A 5,759-nucleotide genomic window follows, 5' to 3' on the forward strand; every position below is an offset into this window, starting at 1 on the left:
AGTCACCCATCACTCCGCCCCACTCGTCCGCCACCTCTGCCGCAAAATTACTGCCGCATCACCTGACCCGGCGAAAGTCAAAAAAGTTTGCGACAAAACCAAGCGGTTTCTCCAAAGGCTGATCAATCAGTTCGGCGAGCCGAGGGTCGTGATCACCGACAAGCTGCGTAGCTATGTCAAGCCGATCAGAACATTGGCGGCGGACGCTGACCACCCCACCCACAGGGGATTGAACAACGCCATCGAAGGATCACACAGGCCGACCCGGAAGCGAGAGAAGATATTCGGCCGGTTCAAGTCACATCGGCAGGCTCAGAGATTTCTGTCCGCTCACAATCAGATCAACCTGATTTTCCGTACCCGCCGATTTCAACTTACCGCAAACTCATACCGCCACGCTCGAGCTGACGCGTTCAGCCTCTGGGCAGGATACACCATCGAGATGGTGGCGTAATTTACAGACCAGCAACACCCTACGACACGCGGCCAACAACTTGGCAATGCCGGCAGCCTTTCTGCGGTTGGCCATTCAAAAAAATAACGATTGATACTTAGATCCCGCTGGTTATGCAGCATCTTAGACAACGCCGTGACGGCGCAAAATCCTCTGTAGTGTTCGCCGATGCATCTGCAAGAGACGTGCCGTTTCAGACACGTTCTCACCCACTTCATGGTAGATGCGCTCAATATGAGCGAGGCGCGCCTCATCAGGCGAAATTGGATTAATTGGCACCGGGATTTTACTGCCCTTCGGGGCCATGAGCGTTGCGACAATCTCGTCTGCGGTTGCGGGCTTCGCAATGTAGTCAATCGCCCCAAGGCGAGCCGCCGCTACTGCCGTTGGGATGTTGCCATAGCCCGTCAGGATGATGGCACGGACTTCAGGGTGGTGCTGCTCAAGGGCCGACACGACATCCAGACCACTTCCGTCTTCTAGCCTAAGATCAATGACAGCATAGTCAGGTACGCTGACGGTAATTGCCTTCAAGCCTTCAGCGACGCTTGCCGCACACGTTGTCTCGAAACCGCGCTTTCGCAATGCGACAGCGAGTCTGTTGCGAAATGCTTCATCGTCCTCGACTAAAAGGATCAATTTGGGCCGATCAGATACATTCATAATAATCTCCTTGCTAGTTACAACACACAGGAGCGCGAACCGGACGCGGCATGGGTCAATTTGTCGCTTGATTGAGAGATTGCCGATGTGAAAAAGTTTTGAACTATCCAACCCACACCAACGACGCATGCAAACTCTTCACAAACAGCTCGCATAAATGCCAATCGGCGGGCGTCGTGTAAAACTGGCGTATCACACGGTTTTGCCTGTCGCATGCCCCCGCGCCACTGCCCAATGCAAAAAGTGAGCACTTCGTCGGCTTAGGATATTGCAAAATATGGATAGCAAAGCAGTCTTTATCTAGGCAGGCACTCGACTTGGGATAACTGGACCTCGCTTTCGACCCTGAAGTGTATCGGCGCACAGCGTCGCTCTTCGCGTTGAAACGCAAAGATCTTCCGGCCGACGCTGTCAAAGACATCGTGTGTCGGCTCGGACGAGTTGCACAAAAACGTTCCGACTTCATTGCGCCCGACATAAGCGAAGCTAATATCACTGCCTTCTGTGATGCATTAGTTAATCCAGATCCCTTGCCTTCCTTGCAGTTCATCGAAGCGCGTCGGGCGGAGGGCCTGACCCGGCCCGGTGTCTACCTGGGATATATTGGCATTGCGGCGCGGCGGCTTGGCGAAGGGTGGAACGAAGACAGACTGACGTCCCTACAGGTCACTTGCGCCACAGGCCATCTTTATGCCGTGATGCGCGCATTGCAAAGTGCGCAACCGTTTTCATCAAGGCCAGCCGAGCACCGCAGGTTTGTACTATTTGCGACAATTCTCGGTGAAGATCATGGCATCGGCATTACCATGGCTGCGGGTCTGCTAAGAGACCACGGATGGAACGTTACTCTTAAGACCAACACGGATCACAACGCGCTCGTCGCCCATGTCGAGGATACACAACCGCAGATCATCGGCCTGTCTCTGAGCAGTGAACGGCGGCTCGATGCTTTGGTGCGTTTGGTCGTAGCGATCCGTACCACCGTGGCACATGCCATCATAGGCTTCGCCCCGGTGATGACCTTGCTCAAAAACGCGTTCCAGATCTGGTCGATATCGACATTATGTTCAATGATGCGGGGTCTACTTGCGCTGAACTGGATCATCTCATTCGGCTGCAACGCTGACCTGACTTGCCATTAAAGCTTCAAATAGAGGAGCACACCAAAATGAAATCGGAAGACGATCGGCTAAATCTCCACGATTCCCCGGCATCACCATCCATAATTGGCAGACTTGTGAGGATCGATTAAAGTTTCGCAATCGAAACAAATAATTGGATGCAAATTACGTTTCTGAAGTCTGAGTGCGATCTGTTAAGGCGGACAGTCCTGCATTTTTCGATGATTCACCTGTCGAAGTCGGTCCATCATCACGATAGCACCGGGTTCGCGTGACCTACCACTGTCATCGCGTAGACCACATCATTGATATGGCGAAGACTTGCGGAGCAGGAGGGCCTCCTCGGGAGTTGGCCCTCCCCCGTCATGTTTAGCCTTTTGGCATCAGAACGGCATCAATCACGTGGATAACACCGTTGTCCGCCTCGATATCAGCGGATGAGACCGTTGCATCATTGACCTTAACGCCGCCATCCGTGTGGATTGTGACGGTCTCGCCGTTGACAGTCGCAGGCGTCATGCCATCAGAAAGATCGGTCGACATCACTTTACCTGAGACCACATGATAGGTCAGGATCGAGGCGAGCTTGGCCTTGTTCTCGGGCTTCAGGAGGTCCTCGACCGTGCCATCCGGCAGTGCGGCGAAAGCGGCATCCGTGGGGGCGAACACAGTAAAGGGGCCAGTACCCTTCAGCGTCTCAACGAGGTCGGCTGCCTTCACGGCGGCCACAAGCGTATTGAAGTTTCCGGCCGAAACGGCGGTATCGATGATGTCCATGTGTATATTCCTTAAAAGTTAAGTCGCTGCACAAGCGTGCCGGAACATTTGTAGCTGTTCCATCTCGACAGGTTGCAGGTAGCCTGCAGACACTCACTTCATAGAGCGCAAGGGCTGCGGCATCTTAGCCAAACCAAAACACTTCACGTCTATCGTGCCACACCTGTACGCTGGACTTACACCAACGACCGCCCAAACTTGGACATCGGCGACATCACGCTCGCAATGAAATTGGAAATGGCTGAGTAACTTCGACGACCAAGTCCCGTTCAAACGGGATGATTGCCGTCTGTCTGGCTGCATTTGTTTTTCAACAAAGAACGTCAGGTTCGACTGATTTGGCCCACGGTTTTGCAAGCATTATTCCGATGCAGCGCGCTTATTCAGCCTAGTTCGACGCGACGGAGCCAGCGGTAAACCGGCCCCACGCTGATGGCTCAACCTATTTACATCGGCGGCATGATTACGGTGTCAATCACGTGGATTACGCCGTTCGATGCTGCGATGTCCGGCGTCGTCACCGTGGCGTCGTTCACCATCACGGCGTCACCAACTTTGATGGTGACGTCTTGACCCTCTACCGTCGTGGCGGTCATGCCGTCGGTCAAGTCCGCGGCCATCACTGGGCCCGGCACGACATGGTAGGTCAAAATCTTCGTCAGAGCTTCCGGGTCGGCCAGCAGGCCTTCGACGGTGCCTTCAGGCAGTTTGGCGAAGGCTTCATCCGTAGGTGCGAAAACGGTGAATGGACCTTCGCCCTTCAGCGTCTCGACTAAGCCAGCCGCTTCAACTGCTGCAACGAGGGTGGTGAAGTTGCCAGCTTCGATTGCAGTATCGACAATGTCCTTCGAAGCCATGTGAGATTCGGCGAATACGCCTGTACCCAAGGTGATGAGAGCGGCGGTCGTCATGAACGTTCTGCGTAGCATGGTGGTATTCTCCCTATGGACGTTTTGATGCAAGCTTGCAGCGTGCGTCTTGTTGATATAGGAGGCAATTCGCCGTCGGCTAGTAGACAGCCGTATCCATCTGTCACTTTGTTAATTTCCGGTTCGAATTTACCCACTTTTCCAATTAGCGCTCACCCCTCTGGCTTATGATAAGCCCATGGAAAGTCGACGGAATTAATGATAGCTGATGGCCCACAAAGTTTCGGAAAATTGGGTCGATTTCTCGCATAATTCGACAGATTGAGCATGCGAAACGCACGGATGCCATAATGACGTCGCCGATCGCGGAGGCTGTCATCCCGCCACGCAATGAAGCCCAACCGTGCAAGCCCGGCACCGCTGACGCAAAAGCTCGAAACGATGCGGTCCGCGCTTCAAAATATCTGAGCCGGGCACTGCGGACAAACTTGGGGCAATATCACAGCGCGAGCCTGCGTCGAGACCAAGATATATGCATGAAACTGATGGATCACCGGATCACTGCGTGACTTTGACCCCAAAGTCGCGGAGGTTTAGAGTGCATCACGGTCTTGAATGGCTACACCGCACTTGCCATCAATGACATTAATGCCGCGGGATTCCCCCCTTGGAAAAGGGGGGCCCTATCCATCAGGCTATTTGTGCAAAAGGCTATACAGAGCCGCACCATTCAACTGATCAAGCCAATGACTAAGACCATAAGTAAAGTATAAAGGGCAATACCACCACCAATCATAAATAACGGCCAATTCTTGGTCACTGTTGCTGTTGCAATGGACCGCATTTGATAAACTAAATCTGGCCATGTATAAGATACGAAATCACCTTGCGTAAATACTGCCTTAATATGTCCATCGCCATCAACCACTGGCAGTCGGCGGAACCGTTCATTGGACATAATTCGCAGCCAATCGATCATATCATCTGTCTCACGCGCGACGCGCGGATTTTCAGTCATCAGTTCAGACACCAACGTCGTGCGTGGATCTAACTCTTTGGCGACCAACTTGTTCATCACATCACGCTCTGTGAACACGCCAATGACTTTCTGCTGAGCATCAACGACAATGACGGCACCATAGTTTTTGGCGGCCATTTTGGTAACAGCGTCAAAAACGCTGGTGTCTGGCGAACACGTTAGCGGCTGTTGCTTGGACCGGTATTCGGGGCGGTCCATGAGGCGGCTTCCAGTTCGGACGGCTGTTTCGGGCATATCTTGGACTCCTTTTGAACTACCTTTTGATACATAGCGCAGTGCGCTTAGTTAACGAGTTTAAGACGGGGCTATGTTGCAAAAATCGCCCCGTGTAGAATTCATTACATGAATCCGGCGTGGTAGCAGGCCTCTATGAGCAGCTGGACCTTGGATTCAAGTTTGAAGTGCGAGGGTTGATTTAATGGCCGCAAGTTCTTCGGCCATGGCTTCGGCGGGAGTTCTCCATCCTAGTGTCTTACGAGGACGGTGGTTCATCATGCGTGCAACGTCGTTCAGGGCGGTTTGACTGAGGCAGCTTAGGTCGGTCCCTTTCGGGAAGGACTGGCGGAGCAGGCCATTCGTGGTTTCGTTTGACCCGCGTTGCCACGGTGCGTGAGGATCACAAAACCAGATGTCGATCTTCAGACGGCGAGAGAGTTCTGGATGGCATGTCATCTCAGAACCACGATCATAAGTCATCGACTAGCGCAACGCTACGGACAGACGTTTCATCTGCCGCGTAGAGCCTAAGAGTCTGATTCAAAACTAACTGCACCTTCTCAATCCCTTGCGAGATGCCGTGTGACGCGTCTGATGTGTGCGATGAGGATCCAAGCCTC

General features: G+C 53.1%; 6 protein-coding genes and 1 pseudogene. 2 read left to right on the forward strand and 5 right to left on the reverse strand.

Going from position 1 to position 5,759, the window contains the following annotated elements; genetic code table 11:
- Nucleotides 1-454 (forward strand): DDE-type integrase/transposase/recombinase (locus tag BM131_RS19545; protein ID WP_245754343.1); only part of this gene is annotated, 454 nt, incomplete at its 5' end.
- A 123-nt stretch (nucleotides 455-577) separates the two neighbouring features.
- Here BM131_RS19545 and BM131_RS19550 read toward each other — a convergent pair.
- Entirely contained in the window at nucleotides 578-1,117 is a 540-nt protein-coding gene (locus BM131_RS19550) for a response regulator transcription factor (protein WP_090192136.1), read from the reverse strand.
- A 380-nt stretch (nucleotides 1,118-1,497) separates the two neighbouring features.
- On the opposite strand from BM131_RS19550, the gene BM131_RS19555 reads away from it, so the two are divergent.
- On the forward strand, nucleotides 1,498-2,259 hold the full coding sequence (locus BM131_RS19555; RefSeq protein WP_139222736.1) for a cobalamin B12-binding domain-containing protein: 762 nt from the start codon (nucleotides 1,498-1,500) through the stop codon (nucleotides 2,257-2,259).
- A gap of 348 nt (nucleotides 2,260-2,607) precedes the next feature.
- Here BM131_RS19555 and BM131_RS19560 read toward each other — a convergent pair whose 3' ends face one another.
- The 4 genes and pseudogenes from BM131_RS19560 to BM131_RS19575 all read right to left on the reverse strand — a co-directional run.
- A complete protein-coding gene (locus BM131_RS19560; RefSeq protein ID WP_090192140.1) occupies nucleotides 2,608-3,015 on the reverse strand; it encodes a fasciclin domain-containing protein in 408 nt (135 codons plus the stop codon).
- A gap of 446 nt (nucleotides 3,016-3,461) precedes the next feature.
- Nucleotides 3,462-3,944, reverse strand: coding sequence for a fasciclin domain-containing protein (locus tag BM131_RS19565; protein ID WP_090192142.1), 483 nt, complete (start codon nucleotides 3,942-3,944; stop codon nucleotides 3,462-3,464).
- A gap of 670 nt (nucleotides 3,945-4,614) precedes the next feature.
- A complete protein-coding gene (locus tag BM131_RS19570; protein WP_090192144.1) occupies nucleotides 4,615-5,157 on the reverse strand; it encodes a CBS domain-containing protein in 543 nt (180 codons plus the stop codon).
- A 156-nt stretch (nucleotides 5,158-5,313) separates the two neighbouring features.
- Nucleotides 5,314-5,622 (reverse strand): annotated as a pseudogene (locus BM131_RS19575) (IS30 family transposase); the annotation flags it as partial.
- Nucleotides 5,623-5,759 lie beyond the last annotated feature (137 nt).

This window comes from Loktanella salsilacus (assembly GCF_900114485.1).
In the GTDB taxonomy this organism is placed as follows: Bacteria; Pseudomonadota; Alphaproteobacteria; order Rhodobacterales; family Rhodobacteraceae; genus Loktanella; species Loktanella salsilacus.

What these genes read in the sequence shown, in the direction of transcription:
- BM131_RS19550 (WP_090192136.1), bottom strand. Translation starts at nt 1,117, where the DNA reads ATGAATGTATCTGATCGGCCCAAATTGATCCTTTTAGTCGAGGACGAT.
- BM131_RS19560 (WP_090192140.1), bottom strand. Translation starts at nt 3,015, where the DNA reads ATGGACATCATCGATACCGCCGTTTCGGCCGGAAACTTCAATACGCTT.
- BM131_RS19565 (WP_090192142.1), bottom strand. Translation starts at nt 3,944, where the DNA reads ATGCTACGCAGAACGTTCATGACGACCGCCGCTCTCATCACCTTGGGT.
- BM131_RS19570 (WP_090192144.1), bottom strand. Translation starts at nt 5,157, where the DNA reads ATGCCCGAAACAGCCGTCCGAACTGGAAGCCGCCTCATGGACCGCCCC.